Origin of the sequence: Mycobacterium branderi, from assembly GCF_010728725.1 — a bacterium.
In the GTDB taxonomy this organism is placed as follows: domain Bacteria; phylum Actinomycetota; class Actinomycetes; order Mycobacteriales; family Mycobacteriaceae; genus Mycobacterium; species Mycobacterium branderi.
Genome location: NZ_AP022606.1, coordinates 4,230,022 through 4,245,569, shown reverse-complemented (window position 1 = coordinate 4,245,569; position 15,548 = coordinate 4,230,022). Strand labels below are relative to the sequence as shown.

Sequence of the window (15,548 nt, the reverse complement as noted above, 5' to 3'; positions counted from 1 at the left end):
GTACCGACACCTAGCATGGGAAACGATGAGTGACCGCCTGATCGTCAAGGGTGCGCGTGAGCACAACCTGCGCAGCGTTGATCTTGATTTGCCGCGTGATGCGTTGATCGTCTTCACCGGCCTGTCCGGGTCGGGAAAGTCTTCGCTGGCGTTCGACACCATCTTCGCCGAGGGGCAGCGGCGCTACGTGGAGTCGCTGTCGGCCTATGCCCGCCAATTCCTGGGCCAGATGGACAAGCCGGACGTCGACTTCATCGAGGGGCTCTCCCCGGCGGTGTCCATCGACCAGAAGTCGACCAACCGCAACCCGCGATCGACCGTGGGCACCATCACCGAGGTCTACGACTACCTGCGGCTGCTGTACGCCCGCGCCGGCACCCCGCACTGCCCGGTCTGCGGGCACCGGATCGCCCGCCAGACCCCGCAGCAGATCGTCGACCAGGTGCTGGCCATGCCGGAGGGCACCCGATTCCAGGTGCTGGCCCCGGTGGTGCGCACCCGCAAGGGCGAGTTCGTCGACCTGTTCGAGAAGCTCAACGCCCAGGGTTACAGCCGGGTCCGCGTCGACGGCGTCGTGCACCCTTTGACCGACCCGCCGAAGCTGAAAAAGCAGGAGAAGCACGACATCGAGGTCGTGGTCGACCGGCTGACGGTCAAGGCCAGCGCCAAGCAGCGTCTCACCGATTCGGTGGAGACCGCGCTGAACCTGGCCGACGGCATCGTGGTGCTGGAGTTCGTCGACCACGAACACGACGCGCACAACCGCGAACAGCGGTTCTCCGAGAAGCTGGCCTGCCCTAATGGACACTCGCTGGCCGTGGATGACCTTGAGCCGCGGTCGTTTTCGTTCAACTCGCCCTACGGCGCCTGCCCGGAGTGCAGCGGGCTGGGCATCCGCAAGGAGGTCGACCCGGACCTGGTGGTGCCCGACCCGGAGCTGACCCTGGCCGAGGGCGCGGTGGCGCCCTGGTCGATGGGCCACACCGCCGAGTACTTCACCCGCATGATGGCCGGCCTCGGCGAGTCGATGGGCTTCGACGTCGACACCCCGTGGCGCAAGCTGCCGGCCAAGGCGCGCAAGGCAATCCTGGAAGGCTGCGACGAGCAGGTGCACGTGCGCTACCGCAACCGCTACGGGCGCACCCGCTCCTACTACGCCGACTTCGAAGGCGTGCTGGCGTTCCTGCAGCGCAAGATGGACCAGACCGAGTCCGAGATGATGAAGGAGCGCTACGAGGGCTTCATGCGCGACGTGCCGTGCCCCGAGTGCGGCGGGACACGGCTCAAGCCGGAGATCTTGGCAGTCACGCTGGCGGCGGGGGAGCACGGCAAGAAGTCCATCGCCGAGGTGTGCGAGCTGTCGATCTCGGACTGCGCGGATTTCCTTCGGGAGCTGACGCTGGGCCCGCGCGAGCAGGCCATCGCCGGGCAGGTCCTCAAGGAGATCCAGTCGCGACTTGGGTTTTTGCTCGACGTCGGGCTGGAATACCTGTCGCTGTCGCGGGCCGCGGCCACGCTGTCCGGCGGTGAGGCGCAACGCATCCGCTTGGCCACGCAGATCGGCTCCGGGCTGGTCGGCGTGCTCTACGTGCTTGACGAGCCGTCGATCGGACTGCATCAGCGCGACAACCGCCGTCTCATCGAAACCCTCACGCGGCTCAGGGATCTGGGCAATACGCTGATCGTCGTCGAGCACGACCAGGACACCATCGCGCATGCCGACTGGATCGTCGACATCGGCCCTGCCGCCGGCGAGCACGGCGGCCAGATCGTGCACAGCGGGCCCTACGACGAACTGCTGCGGAACAAGAACTCGATCACCGGCGCCTACTTGTCGGGCAGGGAAAGCATTGAGACACCGGCAATTCGGCGGCCCGTAGACAAGAGAGGCAAGCGGCAACTCACCGTCGTCGGTGCGAGGGAGCACAACCTGCGCGAGATCGATGTCGCGTTCCCGCTCGGGGTGCTGACGTCGGTTACCGGGGTATCCGGTTCCGGAAAGTCGACGCTGGTCAACGACATCCTGGCCGCGGTGCTGGCCAACAAACTCAACGGCGCCCGGCAAGTCCCCGGCCGGCACACCCGGGTCACCGGCCTCGACCACGTCGACAAGTTGGTGCGGGTTGACCAGTCGCCGATCGGGCGTACCCCGCGGTCCAACCCGGCCACCTACACCGGGGTGTTCGACAAGATCCGCACGCTGTTCGCCGCCACCACCGAGGCCAAGGTGCGTGGTTACCAGCCGGGTCGGTTCTCGTTCAACGTCAAAGGCGGCCGCTGCGAAGCCTGTTCGGGTGACGGCACCATCAAGATCGAGATGAACTTCCTGCCGGATGTATATGTGCCGTGCGAGGTGTGCCACGGTGCGCGCTACAACCGGGAAACCCTCGAGGTGCACTACAAGGGCAAGACCATCTCCGAGGTGCTGGACATGTCGATCGAGGAGGCAGCGGAGTTCTTCGAGCCGATCACCGGAATCCACCGGTATCTGCGCACGCTGGTCGACGTGGGTCTGGGCTACGTGCGGCTGGGTCAGCCGGCGCCGACGCTGTCCGGCGGGGAGGCGCAGCGGGTGAAGCTGGCCTCCGAACTGCAGAAGCGCTCGACCGGCCGCACGGTTTACATCCTCGACGAGCCCACCACCGGCCTGCATTTCGACGACATCCGCAAATTGCTCAATGTGCTCAACGGTCTTGTCGACAAGGGCAATACGGTGATCGTCATCGAGCACAACCTGGACGTGATCAAGACGTCGGACTGGATCATCGACCTGGGTCCCGAGGGCGGCGCCGAAGGTGGCACCGTTGTCGCCGAGGGTACCCCGGAAGATGTTGCGGCCGTGCCGGAAAGCTACACCGGCAAGTTCCTGGCCGAGACGCTTGGAGTACAGACACCCCGCAAGAACGGACGGCGACGGGTCAGCGCCTAGCCTCCGTTGCGGGTGCCAGTCGATAGATCGCCATCGGGGCCGGTGTCGGCTCGGATGCCACCGGCCGTTCGTCGACTAGCTGGAAACCGTTCTTTTCCAACACTTTTCGCGACGCGATATTGGTGGCCTCGGGATCGGCGATGATCCCGGCGGAGGGATGGTGCTTCCTGACGTGAGCGACCAGCGCCGCGACCACGGCGGTTCCCAGGTTGTTTTGTCGGCGCCCGGGTTCGCCGATCGCGTAATCGATTCCTGCGTCCTCCGGTTCGGCTCCCAATGCGGCGGCGTGATCGGGGTACGCGCCGCAGAGATACCACTGACACCACCCGATCGGTTCGTTCTGCTCGACGACGACCAGAACCTCGGTGGGCTGCTCGCCGGCGATGCTTCGGCGCAGATCCTCGAGTTCCCGGTCGATCGTGGAACCGGGCAGGTACCAACGAGCCACCTCAGGCGTGCTGAGCCAGGCCCGCACGATATCCAGGTCGGCCAGTTGCATCTTGCGTAGCGTCACCATCGCTATCGTGCGGCCGTGGCTTTCGTCAGCGGCGACAGAAACCGCGGAGTGACCCGCACGCCGTCGAGCCAGTCGGTGAGCTCGTCGGCGCGCCGCTGCAGCGCACGCCGCGCCTGGCGGCCCGGGTCTTCGAGAAGCTGCAACTGGATCCGGGCGTCGCTGTCCTGATACCAGCCGCCGACCACGCGGCCGTTCCACCAGGCGGTGGGGCCGGCGTTGCCGTTGGTGTCGAACACCTGGCCGCGGTGGTCACCGAGATACCAATCGCGTTGGTACCAGCCCATTGTGGTGGGGTCCAGCCCGGGGAGCAGCGCACACCACGGCTCGACGTCGGGTTCGGCCTCGAGATCGTCGGGCAGCGCAAAGCCCGGGCTGCCGTGCAGGTCGACTCTAACCGCCCCGATGTCGGCCAGCGCCTTGCGGACCGCCGTCATCGTGGTGCCCAACCACCACTTGATGTCCTCGGCGGTGGCGGGCCCGAAGGCCCGCAGCCATCGGCGGGTCAGCTCGGCGCGGGCGGCGTCGGCCGGCACGGGCTCGTGCCGCTCGCCGAGCCAGTCCGCGGCAGTGACCCATCGCGGCCGCGACACGGTCCAGCTGCCGTCGTTGGGACCGCGGATGACGTCGCCGCGAACCGACAGCACGGTCAGCACCCGCGGAGCAAGCGAAACCGCACCGCCCCAACGTTTTCCGGGCGCCGGGTCATAGGTTCCGGCGAGTTCGGGAAGCGCCTCTCGCAGCTCCCGGCTGCTGGCCGGCCCGTGCTCGGCCAGGTAGTCCAGTACCGCGGCGCACGCCGCGTCGAGCCAGCGCTGGCCGTCCGCGGCGACACCGGCCTTCTGCACGTCAGCGATCAGGCGGCGCCGCTCGTTGTCTGCGACCCTGTCGCTGGCGGCCGACTGAACCATTGCCAGGTCCCCGGTGTCCACCAGCCAGAGCGTTCGGCGCATCGCCAGATGCTTGACCAGCGCGCGCTGCTGGTAGAGCTGGCGGTCGAGGTCGTCGGTGACGAAGCCCGCCGACCGGGCCCACAGCGAAAGATACGGTGTGGCGGGGTCGGTGGCATGCAATCCGACCAGCCCGGTGGCAATCGCCGCGTCGGGCGCCGAACCGTTGCTGGACAGAAAATGCCGGCGCGCCAAGCGGTTACGCCGCTCCGCGACACTGAAGCCTCTCAGCGGTCATCCTCGTGCATCGATTCGCGGATTTCGGCCAGGCGGTCGGCTGCTGCCTGCTGCCGTTCCCGGTATTGCTCCTCGACGTTGCGGCCCTCCGGCGTTTCGGCGTCCAGTTCGGCGGCGCCGATCGACGTCTGGTAGCGGGTCTCGATCTTCTCGCGGACTGATTCGAACGTCGGGACGCCGGAGTCGTCGTAGTCGCGTTCGGTCATGACGCCACGTTACCGCTGGCGGTCCAGATAACGTGCCATCTGCGCCCAGTACACCAGCGTCAGCGCCATCTGCACGACGGTCGCCGCTGCCGCCGCGGCCAGCCGGTGGCGGCGTGCAGCGACAATCGCGACGACGGCGACGGCGGATGTCACGCCGCTGACCGCAGCGGCGGTGTCCTTGGGCCGCTTGACAATCCACAGTTCTTCGCCGAGCATCGCGCGGGTCGCCCAATTCCGGTCGTCGGCGGGTTTGGGGAAGACGACGGGGTTGACGGCCAGCCAGAGCCCGACCGCCGCCGCGTGGCTCCGCCGCCGCGTCCAGACCGGCACCAGCACCAGCGGGGTGCTGGCCCACCGCGTCCACGCGCTCCACGGGTTGGAATGACGCGCGAAGACGGCGCGGCGGACACGCGAAATCGACGGCATCCGGCGCGGTTATCTGGCGGCCGCGTGCGCGGTCGGCACCGGTGCCGACGGAGCAGGCGGAGCGTCGACCGGCAACGGGATCCGCGGCACGCCGGGCGTGCCCAGCTGGCCGGCCAGCCACGGCAGCGCAGCCGTGAATGCCCGATCGGCGAAGGGCCAATCGTGTTTGCCGGGCTGGGCGACGACTGCGCAGTCGATGCCGTGGGCAAGCCCGAGCGTGCACAGCGATTCGGCTGCCGCCGCGGTGCCATTGGGACTGGCGCCCCGGTCCTCCGCCCCGCCGCTGCCGACCACCGTGACTGCGCGACGCGGCGTGGCGTTGACCGCGAACCAACCCGAAACCCCGCTGTAGCGGCCGTGTTTGGTGATCACCTGGGTCGGGTCGAATGCCGCCCAGGCCGCTGCGTCGCCGCCGAACAGCCGAGCGATCGTCTGCGCCTTGGTTCCCGAATTGGGGCCCACGTCGCCGGCGATGTCGACGAACGCGCTGAACTCCTCGGGGTGCATCACGGTCAGGTCCACCGCGCACGTGCCACCCATCGACCAGCCCACGATGCCCCATTTCGAGCGGTCGGGACTGGCGCCGAAACGAGACACCATAAAGGGCACAACGTCTTTGGTCAGGTGATCGGCGGCATTACCCCGGCTGCCGTTGACGCATTCGGTGTCGTTGTTGAACGCGCCGCCGGAGTCCACGAACACCAGCACCGGCGCGTTGCCGTCGTGCGCGGCCGCGAAGTCGTCGACGGTCTTCACCGCGTTGCCGGCGCGCAGCCAGTCGGCGGGGGTGTTGAACTCGCCGCCGATCATCATCACCGTCGGCAGCGCCGGCCGCGGATCCGCGAACCATGCCGGCGGCAGATATACCAGCTCGCCGCGGTGCTTGAAGTGCGACGCGTCGGCGGGGATCGTCACCGGCACAACGCTGCCGCGCGGCGGCTGGGCGCCCTTGGCGGCCATGGCCGTAACGGCCGCCGCGTCGGTCTGATCGGGCAACGGGCCGGCGGTGAGCTGGTTCCACGCCGTCTGCACTGTCGGGAAGTAACCGACCCAGCCGTTGAGCGCCAGCGCCGAACTCAGCAGGCACAGCGGCACCGCTGCCACCGATGCGGCGCGATGCCACCAGCGTGCGCTTCGCCAGCCCAGTGTCAGCACCGCGCCGGCCGCGCCGCTCAGCGCGATCCACATCCACAACGTGCGCGGCGCAGGCTCGCCGGCCAGACCGTCGTCGGCGATGTACCAGTACGCCCAGCACGTCACCGCAACACCTACGGCGGCGGCCACGGGCAGCCACACCAGCCGCCAACGGCGCGACCGCCATCCGACGGCTAACACCAGCGCGACCGCGGCAGCGGCCTGCACCGCGACCGGCACCCAGCCGTGCATCAACGAGGTGTGATGACCCACCAGCAGCGGGGCGGCGACCGTCGTCGTCGAAGGCGTCACAGGATCCATTGTGACTTATCCTGACCGGCGTTTCTGATTGCTAGCTGTGAAACGCGGCAGGTACGTACGGTTAACGGGGCTTTGCCAACGGGAAGGGCAGCGTCTCGCGGATACTGCGGCCCGTGATCAGCATGACGACGCGGTCGACACCCATGCCCAGCCCGCCGGTCGGCGGCATCGCATATTCCATCGCTTGCAGGAAGTCCTCGTCGAGTTCCATGGCCTCAGGGTCGCCGCCGGCAGCTAGCAGGGACTGTTCTTGCAGGCGTCGCCGCTGCTCCACCGGATCGGTCAACTCGCTGTAGGCGGTGCCCAGCTCGACGCCCCAGGCCACCAGGTCCCAGCGTTCGGCAACACCGGCCTTGCGCCGGTGCGGTCGGGTCAACGGCGACACCGAGGTCGGAAAGTCGGTGTAGAACGTCGGTGGCCCCGTTTTCGCCTCGACGAGGTGCTCGTAGAGCTCCAGCACCACCGCGCCGGCATCCCACCGGGGCCGATAGGGGATTCCGGCGGCCTCCGACAGCTTGCGCAGCTTCGCAAGTTCGGTGCCGGTGTCGACGTGCTCGCCGAGCGCCTCCGACACCGCCTCGTGCACTGTCTTGACCGGCCACATCCCGGAGATGTCAACCGGTTCCACGCCGCCGTCGTCGGGGCGCGGGCGCATCACCACCGGCGCACCGTTGGCGGCCTCGGCGGCGGCCTGAATCAGCTCCCGGCAGCCGTCCACCCATGTCAGGTAGTCGGCGTGCGCCTGGTAGGCCTCCAGCAGGGTGAACTCCGGGTTGTGGCTGAAGTCGACGCCCTCGTTACGAAATGCGCGACCCAGTTCGAAAACTCGCTCCACGCCACCGACACACAGCCTCTTCAAGTAGAGCTCCGGCGCGATCCGCAGGTACAGATCCAGGTCATAGGTGTTGATGTGGGTGACGAACGGGCGAGCGGTGGCGCCGCCGTGGACCTGCTGAAGGATCGGTGTTTCGACTTCGAGAAAACCCTTGGCGGTCAACGTCTCCCGGATCGCTCGCAGTACTTTGCTGCGGGCCGTTATCAGCTGGCGGGAATCCGAGTTGATCGCCAGGTCCACGTAGCGGCTGCGCACCCGCGCCTCTGGGTCGGCGAGCCCGGTCCATTTGTTGGGCAGCGGACGCAGACACTTTCCGATCAACCGCCAGCGCAGCACGATCAGCGACCGGGTCCCGGTCTTGGAAAAGCCCAACTTTCCGGTCACCTCGACCAAGTCGCCGAGGTCGATCGCCTTGGTGAAGTCCGCGGCGCGGCCCTGCTCGAGGACCGAATTGTCGAGCAGCAGCTGCATGTCGGCCGACCAGTCCCGCAACACCGCGAACAGCACTCCGCCGAAGTCGCGGATCCGCAGCACCCGCCCGGACACCGACACGGTGGTCTGGTCCTGGACATCCAACGCCTGGGCGATCGTATGACTCGGCGGATTCCCAACCGGGTAGGCGTCAATACCGCTGTCCTGCAACGCCTCCAGCTTGGCAAGCCGGACTCGCACCTGTTCGGGCAACCGCCGACGGGGTCCGTCGACATCCGGCGGCTCGATCTTGCGCAGGCTGGAAACGTCGGGCGTCGAGCCGTCGTGATGCAGCAGGCCGGTTTCCACCAGGACCGGCGGCACGGACGGGTGGTGGCCGGTGTGCTGCTCGTTGCGCCGCGAAAACGGCAGCACCAGAAAGCCTTCGGCGATCACCGAAGCCACTCCGACCCGCGGAATCAGCCTGGCGTCTTCATAGCAGGCGTAGCGCGGTAGCCACTCGGGCTGGTATTTCATGTTCGAGCGGTACAGCGTCTCCAACTGCCACCAGCGCGAGAAGAACACCAGCAAGCCGCGCCACAACCGGGCAACCGGGCCGGCTCCGAGTTGGGCGCCCTGCTCGAACGCCGAGCGGAACATCGCGAAGTTCAGTGAAATACGGCTGATACCAAGGTGTTCGGCGTTCAGTGCGAGTTCGCTGACCATCAGCTCGATGGTGCCGTTCGGCGACTGGGGTGACCGTCGCATCAAATCGAGTGACACCCCGTTTTGTCCCCACGGCACCAGCGACAGCATCGCCACCACCCGGTTGTCCTGCTGCAGCGCCTCCACCAGCAGGCAGTCTCCGTCGGCGGGATCGCCGAGCCGGCCCAGGGCCATCGAGAAGCCCCGCTCGGTTTCGGTGTCGCGCCAGGCATCTGCGCACGAGATCAGCGCTGCCATCTCGTCGGCGGCGATGTCGCGGTGGCGGCGGATACGCACCCGCAATCCCGCGCGGCGGGCCCGCGTCACCGCTTGGCGCACAGCGCGCATGTCGGGGCCGGACAGTTTGAAGTCGGCGGTGTGCAGGATCGCCTCGTCGCCCAACTCCAGGGCATTGAGGCCGGCCTCCCGAAATGCCTTGGCCGCTTGGGAACTGGCGCCCATGACGCCGGGAGCCCAGCCGTAGGTCTGGCACAGTTGCAGCCACGCGTCGATGACCTGGGGCCACGCCCTCGGGTCGCCCACCGGGTCGCCGCTGGCCAGGCAGACGCCGACCTCCACCCGGTAGGTGATCGCTGCGCGGCCGCTGGGCGCGAAGATCACCGACTTGTCCCGGCGCGTGGCGAAGTAGCCCAGCGAATCGTTCTTTCCCCACAACTCGAGCAGCCCGCGGATGGCCGACTCGTCTTCCCCGGTCAGCGCGTTCTCGGCGCGCTGGGATCGGAACAGCACGATTGCCGCGACGATCAGCGCCAGACCGCCGAACAATCCGAACAGGTCATTGAGAAAGATGTGCGGCCTGCCCGTGAACGAACCCTGGCCGGCCAGCGCGAACCCGACGACGCGGTCGACCACGTAGAAGAACCGGTCGTCGCGTTTCAGCGATCCGGGAAACAACTCGACCAGCCCCCAGGCCAGCGCGATCCCGATCGACCACCCGGCAACCAGCGTGGCCGCCGCCTTGACCAGCGCGCCGCTACGGACCTTCGCCCAGAACTCCCGGTAGGCCAACACCAGCAGGACGACGGCGGCCAAGTGCACGGCCAAACCAATGTTCTCCCCGACGGTCTCCACCGCGGTCCTGTCCGGTGTCGTCAAGTCGGCGATGTTCAATCCCGCGGCCACCACCAGGTTGAGCACCAACAGCCACCAGGCGATGCGTTTACGTGCGGTCAGCGCGGCGGCCAGCAAGGCAAGCACGAACGACCAGGCGAAGCTGGTGTCGGGGAAGTTGAACAGGTAATCGTTGATGAATTCGCGGGGCACCTTGATGGCCCACCGCACCAAAGGCGACACACTGGCCAGCAGCGACAGGGTCGAGATCACGCCGACGGTCCAACCGGCGGCGGCGGGGACCCAGTGATAGCGCGAGGCTGGCCTGCTTTTGGCGCGGTGCACAGTGAGTGTCACAGACCGCGAGGATATTCCCTGAAACCGGGGATCGCCTGAGCAGGAAGCCGCGCATGTCGGGTTGAGGCATCGGCACTGCTAGACTGGGCGACGCGACCGTCCCGGCGAAGGCCAGGGACAGCAAGTGGAGTCCCACTCCCACCGTTGGCCAGAAAGGCTCAACGGTCCGGTCACCGGCACCTGGCGGTGCCGGTTCTGCGGACAACGCAGGCGGCTCGGCCTATGACGGGCCGCGACCGGTCGGCACTGGGCCCTGCTTACGCAGGGCTTTTTTGCTGGTGGGGTGGTATTTCGACCGCTGGACCTCCGACACGGGTTGGCCGCGACCGCGAACAACGAACCCAGGAGGCCCCATCAGCACTGAGACCCGCGTCAACGAACGCATCCGCGTACCTGAAGTCCGTTTGATCGGCCCGGGAGGGGAGCAGGTAGGCATCGTGCGTATCGAAGATGCACTCCGCGTCGCCGCGGACGCCGATCTCGACCTTGTCGAAGTTGCCCCGAATGCCAGGCCACCGGTCTGCAAGATCATGGACTACGGCAAGTTCAAATACGAGGCGGCGCAGAAGGCACGCGAGTCTCGCAAAAACCAGCAGCAGACCGTCGTCAAGGAACAAAAGCTGCGACCCAAGATCGACGATCACGACTACGAAACCAAGAAGGGTCACGTGATCCGCTTCCTGGAGGCGGGATCGAAGGTCAAGGTCACCATCATGTTCCGCGGACGCGAGCAGTCACGGCCCGAGCTGGGCTATCGACTGCTGCAGCGCCTGGGCGCCGACGTCGCCGACTACGGATTCGTCGAGACGTCAGCCAAGCAGGACGGACGCAACATGACGATGGTGCTGGCACCGCACCGCGGCGCGAAGACTCGCGCCCGGGCGGCGCAACAGGCCGGCAGCCCCACTCCCGCGCCGGCACACAACGGCGACACCGAAACGTAAACACCAGAAGACAGCAGAACTGAGGACACATGCCCAAGGCCAAGACCCACAGCGGGGCCTCGAAGCGATTCCGGCGCACCGGAACCGGAAAGATCGTGCGCCAGAAGGCAAATCGCAGGCACTTGCTGGAGCACAAGCCGACCACGCGCACCCGCCGGCTGGAGGGGCGCACCGCGGTGTCAGCCAACGACACCAAGCGCGTCAACAAGATGCTGAACGGCTGACCGGCACCACCACCCGACGATAGGAACATCCCATGGCACGCGTGAAGCGGGCAGTCAACGCCCAAAAGAAGCGGCGCACCGTCCTGAAGGCCTCGCGAGGCTATCGCGGCCAGCGCTCTCGGCTCTACCGCAAAGCCAAAGAGCAGCAACTACATTCACTGAATTACGCCTTCCGCGACCGTCGTGCGCGCAAGGGTGAGTTCCGCAAGCTGTGGATCTCGCGGATCAACGCGGCGGCCCGCGCTAACGACATCACCTACAACCGGCTGATCCAGGGTCTGAAGGCCGCCGGTGTCGAGGTCGACCGCAAGAACCTCGCCGAGATCGCCGTCAGCGATCCTGCCGCGTTCACCGCGCTGGTCGACGTCGCCCGTGCCGCGCTGCCCGAACACGTCAACGCTCCCTCTGGAGAGGCCGCCTAAACCCTGGTGCTCACCGAGCGCTCGACCCGGGTGGTCGCGGCGGTCAAGCTACACCGGCATGTCGCCCGCCGCCGGACCGGGCGGTTTTTGGTGGAGGGCGCCCACCTTGTCCAGGCCGCTTCGCGGCGCAGCCTGGTCCGGGATGTATTTGCCACCGAGTCGGCGGCGCAGCGCTACGCCACGTTGCTGGCCGGGCACCACGTGCACGTCGTCACTGAACGGGCCGCAAAAGCCTTGTCCGACACGGTAACTCCGGCAGGGCTGGTCGCGGTCTGCGAAATGCCCACCGCCAGGCTGGAAGACGTGCTGGCCGGTGCCCCACGGCTGATCGCGGTAGCGGTCGACATCAGCGAGCCGGGCAACGCGGGCACCCTGATTCGCCTGGCCGACGCGATGGGTGTCGCGGCGGTGATCCTGGCCGGGCACAGCGTCGATCCGTTCAACGGCAAGTGTCTGCGGGCCTCCGCCGGAAGCATCTTTTCCGTGCCCGTGATCGTCGCCCCGGAAGTCGAAGCCGTCGTTGCGGCGCTACGCGGTGCGGAGCTGCAGGTGCTGGCCACCACCGTGGACGGCGAACTGGCCTTGGAGGCCGCCGAGCTGAGCCGGCCCACGGCGTGGCTGTTCGGGGCGGAATCCCATGGCTTGTCGGCGCAGGTGGCCGGGCACGCCGATCACCGGGTGCGCATCCCCATGTCCGGCGGCGCGCAGAGCCTCAATGTTGCTGCGGCCGCGGCGATTTGCCTCTACCAGAGCGCCCGGGCGCTGGTCTAGGCGGCCTTGCCTCGGCCTCGGGCCGGTCGCAGACCGGCAAGCGAGAACGTGGTGTGCACCAGCGAACCGGCCCGCTCGATCAGGTTCTTGCTGCGCGGCGGAACGTAGTGCATCGGCAGTCCGCGGCGGTCCCGCGGCGGGGCCATGAATCGCGGTGCCTCGACCAGCGGCGCGTCGGCGGGAATCCGTCCCTCGGCGCGGCGGTAGGCGGCCAGCGCGCGCGGATGGAGCCGGATCTCGTCGGGAACCGCCAGGAAGGCCAGCTCGACCGCCTTGCCGAACAGCCGCAACAAGATTTCGTCGCCGGGCGTCCAGCGCATCCCCGCCTTTTCCCGGACGGGCGGATCGAACAGCCCGGCGGCGATCCAGCGCTGCCCGGCCGACAGCGGCTTGAACAACTGGTCCCAGATCGGCGTGGGCATCAGCACGAACTTCGGCTTGGGAATGCGGATGTTGAAGATGTCAAGAGTGGCCTGATTGATCTCCAGCTCGTCGCGACACACCCGGTCCCAGTACTCCTGAAACTCCTCCCACGAGTTGGGCACCGGGCGCATGCTCATCCCGTACATCCGGTACCACTGCACATGCTCGTCGAACAGCTGGCGCTTCTCGGCCTCGGTCAGCCCGCCGCAGAAGTACTCGGCGACCTTGATCACCAGCATGAAGAATGTCGCATGCGCCCAGTAGAAGGTTTCCGGGTTCAGCGCGTGGTAGCGGCGGCCCGCCGCGTCGACACCTTTGATCGTGCGGTGATACTGCTTGATCTGCTCCCCGGTTTGGGGCGCCCGCTCGCCGTCGTAGACCACTCCCATGATCGGGTAGACCGAGCGGGCCACCCGCTGCAGCGGTTCGCGCAGCAGGATGGAATGCTCCTCGACGCCGGCGCCCAGCTCCGGATACATGTTCTGGATCGCGCCGATCCAGACACCCATCATTCCGGTGCGCAGGTCGCCGAAATACTTCCAGGTGAGCGAATCCGGCCCCAGCGGCTCGGCCTTGGCGGAATTCCGCTCTGCAGCTGCGACGGGCCGGGGTTCGGCGGACGGCATCGACGTCGTGGTCATCATGGCCTCCCGGGTCCAGATGACTCCACGATAAGGCTGACAACGTATGTTGTCTATGATTTCGGCGGTGCGCCGCAAGCCGGCGTTATCGAGTGTCCGCCCCACCGATGCGCGCGTGTGATCAGGCAATTCGTCGGCCACGGTGGCGCATGCCACCACGCCGGTCGTTGCCCGCCGCTGAGGGCAGCACCTACGCTGGGACACGTGGAACTCGGGCCCCATCCGGCGTCCGGCGAGCCCGAGCAAACGGCGACCGCGCCGGCTCCGTCTGCAGACGAGAAGCGTTCCCCCGTGTCGATCCGCGGGGCGGCGGAGTGGCTGCGCGAACGCAACCAGAACCCCGCCGTCGTCGACCTGATCCGGCGTGCGCGGCGCGTCCTGCCCGGAGATCCCGACTTCGGCGATCCACTGTCCACCGCCGGCGACGGCGGTCCTCGTGCCGCCGCCCGGGCCGCGGATCGCCTCCTCGACCGCGACGGCGCATCTCGCCAGTTCGGTCTCGGCGCGCTTCAGGTATGGCAGGCATTGACCGAGGCGGTTTCCCGGCGCCCGGCCAATCCCGAGGTGACGATCGTCTTCACCGACCTGGTGGGGTTCTCGTCGTGGTCCTTGCAAGCCGGTGACGACGCGACGCTGACCCTGCTGCGCCGCGTTGCCCGGGCCGTGGAACCGCCGCTGCTGGATGCCGGCGGCCACATCGTCAAGCGGATGGGCGACGGCATCATGGCTGTGTTCGCCGATCCGCTCGTCGCGGTGAGGGCCGCCTCCGCCGCTCGGCGCGCCATGAAGTCGGTCGAGGTGAACGGCTATCGGCCACGCATGCGGGTCGGCATCCACACAGGGCGGCCCCAACGGCTGGCCTCCGACTGGCTCGGAGTTGACGTCAACATCGCGGCACGGGTGATGGAACGCGCCACCAGGGGCGGCATCATGGTCTCCGGCACCACCCTCGACCACCTGGCGCAAGCCGATCTCGACGAGCTGGGCCTGGTCGCCAAGCGGGTGCATCGCCCGATGTTCGGTGCCAAAACGCCCGGACTTCCGCCGGACTTGGCCATCTACCGACTAAAAACTGCCAGGGATTTGTCAGGTGCCGACGACGCATCGGACGACGATCCGCAGGCATAGTAGATCCCGATGATCTTCGGCATACTGTCCCGGCTTGCCCGGGTGCGGCTCACGGTCGGTTACGCAGCAGCCCTGGCAGCGGTCAGCATCACCCTCCTGATTCTGGGTCCCCAGGTACAGCAGCAAGTCATCCGCAACGCCAGCACGAACGTGCACAATCTGGCCCACGGACACCTGGGCACGCTGTTCGGCAGCGCATTCGTCACCGACGCCGGTCCCATCTATGTGTGGCTGCCGGGTCTGGTGTGCCTGCTCGCGCTGGCCGAACTGATCTGGCACAGCGGACGGACGGCCGTGGTGTTCGTCACCGGGCACATCGGCGCGACCCTGCTGGTCGCCGCCGGCCTGACCGCGGCGATCGAGCTGGGCTGGCTGCCGCTGTCGATCGCCCGCGCCAGCGATGTCGGCATGAGTTACGGCGCCGTCGCGGTGCTCGGCGCGCTGACCGCCGCCGTGCCGGCGCGATGGCGTCCGGTGTGGGTTGGCTGGTGGGTTCCGGCCGGTGTGGCGGCCGCGGCCGTGGGCGCGGAGTTCACCGACGCCGGTCACGCCGTCGCGCTGGTGCTGGGCATGCTCGTCGCCACCCGCTTCGGGCGTCCGGCTCCTTCCGCGTGGACGCCGGTGCGCTACGCGCTGCTGAGCGTGGCGGCGGCGTTCGGGTTTTTGCTGCTGGCCCACACCGCGTGGTCGGCGACCGCCGGTGTCGGCGTCGGCGCGGTGGGTGCACTCGTTGCCGACGGCATCGTCCGGTACCGCCGGACGCGCCGGCCGCTGCGCGCCCCCGCCCTGCAGCCCGCGCTGAACGCCTGACCCGTCCGCCGCGCGGCGGTCCCCGCGGGTCGATCACTTATGATCATCCCTTGCGTCACACCCGTATCGTAGCCGTCCTTAAGGAGTGT

General features: G+C 67.7%; 14 protein-coding genes. 7 read left to right on the top strand and 7 right to left on the bottom strand.

The genetic code is table 11. The annotated features are described in order from the left end of the window. The first annotated feature begins 25 nt into the window (after positions 1 to 25). Entirely contained in the window at positions 26 to 2,929 is a 2,904-nt protein-coding gene (uvrA, locus tag G6N47_RS20475) for an excinuclease ABC subunit UvrA (RefSeq protein WP_083132839.1), read from the top strand. On the opposite strand, the gene G6N47_RS20470 is transcribed toward uvrA, so the two are convergent. From G6N47_RS20470 to lysX, 6 genes are all read right to left on the bottom strand, one after another. Beyond that, the gene (locus G6N47_RS20470; RefSeq protein ID WP_163659706.1) at positions 2,919 to 3,443 is read right to left on the bottom strand and encodes a GNAT family N-acetyltransferase; all 525 of its coding nucleotides are present in this window, start codon (positions 3,441 to 3,443) and stop codon (positions 2,919 to 2,921) included. The genes uvrA and G6N47_RS20470 overlap by 11 nt on opposite strands. Before the next feature lie 5 nt (positions 3,444 to 3,448). Then, positions 3,449 to 4,624: a winged helix DNA-binding domain-containing protein gene (locus G6N47_RS20465; protein WP_083132837.1), complete on the bottom strand. Its 1,176-nt coding sequence runs from the start codon at positions 4,622 to 4,624 to the stop codon at positions 3,449 to 3,451. Continuing rightward, the gene (locus tag G6N47_RS20460) at positions 4,621 to 4,836 is read right to left on the bottom strand and encodes a hypothetical protein (RefSeq protein ID WP_083132836.1); all 216 of its coding nucleotides are present in this window, start codon (positions 4,834 to 4,836) and stop codon (positions 4,621 to 4,623) included. The genes G6N47_RS20465 and G6N47_RS20460 overlap by 4 nt, the downstream gene beginning before the upstream one ends. A gap of 9 nt (positions 4,837 to 4,845) precedes the next feature. After that, complete coding sequence (locus G6N47_RS20455; RefSeq protein ID WP_083132835.1) at positions 4,846 to 5,262, bottom strand: DUF6653 family protein; 417 nt, start codon at positions 5,260 to 5,262, stop codon at positions 4,846 to 4,848. Between the two features lie 9 nt (positions 5,263 to 5,271). After that, positions 5,272 to 6,717, bottom strand: coding sequence for an alpha/beta hydrolase (locus tag G6N47_RS20450; RefSeq protein ID WP_179966401.1), 1,446 nt, complete (start codon positions 6,715 to 6,717; stop codon positions 5,272 to 5,274). 61 nt (positions 6,718 to 6,778) lie between these two features. Beyond that, positions 6,779 to 10,096 carry a bifunctional lysylphosphatidylglycerol synthetase/lysine--tRNA ligase LysX gene (gene lysX / locus G6N47_RS20445; RefSeq protein ID WP_083132834.1) on the bottom strand — a complete coding sequence of 1,106 codons (3,318 nt, stop codon included), beginning with the start codon at positions 10,094 to 10,096 and terminating at the stop codon, positions 6,779 to 6,781. 353 nt (positions 10,097 to 10,449) lie between these two features. Here lysX and infC point away from each other — a divergent pair, with 353 nt between their 5' ends. From infC to G6N47_RS20425, 4 genes are read left to right on the top strand one after another with little or no spacing between them, the layout of a single operon-like run. Then, positions 10,450 to 11,040: a translation initiation factor IF-3 gene (gene infC / locus G6N47_RS20440; protein ID WP_139799606.1), complete on the top strand. Its 591-nt coding sequence runs from the start codon at positions 10,450 to 10,452 to the stop codon at positions 11,038 to 11,040. 29 nt (positions 11,041 to 11,069) lie between these two features. Next, entirely contained in the window at positions 11,070 to 11,264 is a 195-nt protein-coding gene (gene rpmI, locus G6N47_RS20435; RefSeq protein ID WP_045383206.1) for a 50S ribosomal protein L35, read from the top strand. Positions 11,265 to 11,296: 32 nt separating this feature from the next. Next, on the top strand, positions 11,297 to 11,686 hold the full coding sequence (gene rplT / locus G6N47_RS20430; protein ID WP_083132832.1) for a 50S ribosomal protein L20: 390 nt from the start codon (positions 11,297 to 11,299) through the stop codon (positions 11,684 to 11,686). A gap of 6 nt (positions 11,687 to 11,692) precedes the next feature. Further along, positions 11,693 to 12,457 carry a TrmH family RNA methyltransferase gene (locus tag G6N47_RS20425; RefSeq protein WP_083132831.1) on the top strand — a complete coding sequence of 255 codons (765 nt, stop codon included), beginning with the start codon at positions 11,693 to 11,695 and terminating at the stop codon, positions 12,455 to 12,457. Here G6N47_RS20425 and G6N47_RS20420 read toward each other — a convergent pair. Continuing rightward, a complete protein-coding gene (locus G6N47_RS20420; protein ID WP_139799605.1) occupies positions 12,454 to 13,506 on the bottom strand; it encodes an oxygenase MpaB family protein in 1,053 nt (350 codons plus the stop codon). The two genes, G6N47_RS20425 and G6N47_RS20420, sit on opposite strands and share 4 nt — an antisense overlap. Before the next feature lie 219 nt (positions 13,507 to 13,725). Here G6N47_RS20420 and G6N47_RS20415 point away from each other — a divergent pair, with 219 nt between their 5' ends. Both G6N47_RS20415 and G6N47_RS20410 read left to right on the top strand, forming a co-directional pair. Further along, the gene (locus tag G6N47_RS20415; protein ID WP_083132830.1) at positions 13,726 to 14,649 is read left to right on the top strand and encodes an adenylate/guanylate cyclase domain-containing protein; all 924 of its coding nucleotides are present in this window, start codon (positions 13,726 to 13,728) and stop codon (positions 14,647 to 14,649) included. A 9-nt stretch (positions 14,650 to 14,658) separates the two neighbouring features. Then, positions 14,659 to 15,459, top strand: a complete 801-nt coding sequence (locus tag G6N47_RS20410) for a rhomboid-like protein (protein ID WP_083132829.1) — start codon at positions 14,659 to 14,661, stop codon at positions 15,457 to 15,459. Positions 15,460 to 15,548: the final 89 nt, after the last annotated feature.

What these genes read in the sequence shown, in the direction of transcription:
- G6N47_RS20410 (WP_083132829.1), top strand. Translation starts at nt 14,659, where the DNA reads ATGATCTTCGGCATACTGTCCCGGCTTGCCCGGGTGCGGCTCACGGTC.
- uvrA (WP_083132839.1), top strand. Translation starts at nt 26, where the DNA reads ATGAGTGACCGCCTGATCGTCAAGGGTGCGCGTGAGCACAACCTGCGC.
- G6N47_RS20420 (WP_139799605.1), bottom strand. Translation starts at nt 13,506, where the DNA reads ATGCCGTCCGCCGAACCCCGGCCCGTCGCAGCTGCAGAGCGGAATTCC.
- G6N47_RS20455 (WP_083132835.1), bottom strand. Translation starts at nt 5,262, where the DNA reads ATGCCGTCGATTTCGCGTGTCCGCCGCGCCGTCTTCGCGCGTCATTCC.
- G6N47_RS20450 (WP_179966401.1), bottom strand. Translation starts at nt 6,717, where the DNA reads ATGGATCCTGTGACGCCTTCGACGACGACGGTCGCCGCCCCGCTGCTG.
- rpmI (WP_045383206.1), top strand. Translation starts at nt 11,070, where the DNA reads ATGCCCAAGGCCAAGACCCACAGCGGGGCCTCGAAGCGATTCCGGCGC.
- rplT (WP_083132832.1), top strand. Translation starts at nt 11,297, where the DNA reads ATGGCACGCGTGAAGCGGGCAGTCAACGCCCAAAAGAAGCGGCGCACC.
- G6N47_RS20460 (WP_083132836.1), bottom strand. Translation starts at nt 4,836, where the DNA reads ATGACCGAACGCGACTACGACGACTCCGGCGTCCCGACGTTCGAATCA.